This is a genomic window from Arthrobacter sp. TB 23, assembly GCF_000294595.1.
GTDB lineage: Bacteria > Actinomycetota > Actinomycetes > Actinomycetales > Micrococcaceae > Arthrobacter_D.
The window spans coordinates 1-1,477 of record NZ_ALPM01000087.1; the positions used below are offsets into that span (position 1 = coordinate 1).

The following is a 1,477-nucleotide window of genomic DNA, read 5'->3' on the forward strand; positions in this document are numbered from 1 at the left end:
CCCGGGCCGCCGCAGCAGCCTCTGCTGCTACCTGTTGTTCGAGGAAAGCAGCTTCTTCCTGCAAGCCCTGGATGCGGTCGGCTTCAAGGTCGGCCGTGGTGTCATTCAGTTCGGCAAGCTGCTCGAAGAGCTCTGCGGCCCGGGTTTCCTGCTCCTGCACCGAGGTGCGGGCGGCGGCGTCGTCGCCCTGGGCAGTGCGTAACCGTTCGGCTGCCTCGTCCGTCAGTTCCCGGTGCCGCTCGGTGGCGGCGTCATAGCGGTCCCGCAGTGACTCGGCCTCACGCTCGGCGGCGACCGCATCGTTGTAGGATCCGGCAGCCCGGTCGGTGACGGTTTCAAGTATCATCAGGCGGTCGAGCAGGTCCATGGCGCCCTCCGGATCCAGCAGCGCCAGCATTGAGGTGTTGGTGCTCCCGGTCTTGTAGGAGAGGGCAGCGGCTGCGCCAGCTGCCCGGTGCAGGTCCGCGGACTCGGCCTCGGCATTGGCTAATTGTTCGGCGAGCGTGTCGGAGAGCCGTTCGCTCACCCGCAGTTCCTCCGCGGCCTGCGCGTGATCAGCCGCTGAGCTGACGGCAGTGTCGCCAAGTTCGGCGGCGGCGGTGCGGAGCCCTTCCAACAGGCTTTCAATCTCGCCGACCTGGGCTTGTTTGGCTGAGGCATCGGCTTTGGCTGCCTTGATCTCGTCCCAGGTTGGGTAGTCCTGGGCTGCAGCCGGGGCGATCGAGGTGAGGAGGGAAGCGCCAAGCAGCACCACGGCCAACGCTGCACCAGCGCCCGTCCGTGCAGCAGTCATTCCCCGCGCCAGCCCGATCATAAGGATGCTCAGCCTACAGTTCGGTGTTCTGGGTCCGCCAGACCTCAACCGGCCGTTTTAGGGAACGAATGGATAACGGCTGAGCGTGACTGACCTGAGCCCGGCGGACCTCGTCAGAGGAAATCAGGTTCTGCGTCGTCGTCAGCTGCGCCGGCGGCGACGTCGTCGAGCACCGATTTCACCACACCGAACGCCAGCGACGGGCTGTATCCCTTGCGCCCGAGCATGCTCACCAGCCGCCGCGTTTCCTTGTCGAGGGTGGCACGATCTGCACCCGTGGCGGCGGGGCGGTGCTTTCGGCGCACTAGCTGTTCTGCAGCGTCCCGTTCCTCATCGTCACTCACCTGGGACAGTGCCTCCTCGGCGATCTCGCCGTGGATGCCTTTCTCAGCCAGTTCGCGTTTCAGTGCGCTCCTGGCCAGGGATCGGGTCGCTGCCCGGCTACGCACCCACATCATCGCGAACTCGGCATCGTCGATCAGCTGGACTTCTTCAAAGCGGTCCAGGACGGCCACCGCCACCTCTGCGGGCACGTCCCGCTCCGCTAGTTTGGAGGCAAGCTGATGCCGGCTTTTGGGCGCGAGGGTGAGCTGCCGCAACACGATGGACCGTGCCGTCGCGTAAGGGTCTGCATCGGGTGCGAGGGCTCCCCCGCCAGATCCC

Annotated in this window: 2 protein-coding genes (1 of these 2 cut by a window edge); both read right to left on the reverse strand. The window is 66.1% G+C overall.

What is annotated here, in order from left to right; translation table 11 throughout:
- Positions 1 to 793, reverse strand: a 793-nt coding sequence (locus B384_RS0112490) for a hypothetical protein (protein WP_156809094.1), incomplete at its 3' end; no start/stop codon positions are given.
- Between the two features lie 134 nt (positions 794 to 927).
- Positions 928 to 1,477, reverse strand: the 3' portion of a protein-coding gene (locus B384_RS18850) for a RecX family transcriptional regulator (protein WP_019483439.1). It continues 278 nt past the right edge of the window; the window shows 550 of its 828 coding nt (coding positions 279-828); the start codon falls outside the window, past its right edge; the stop codon is at positions 928 to 930.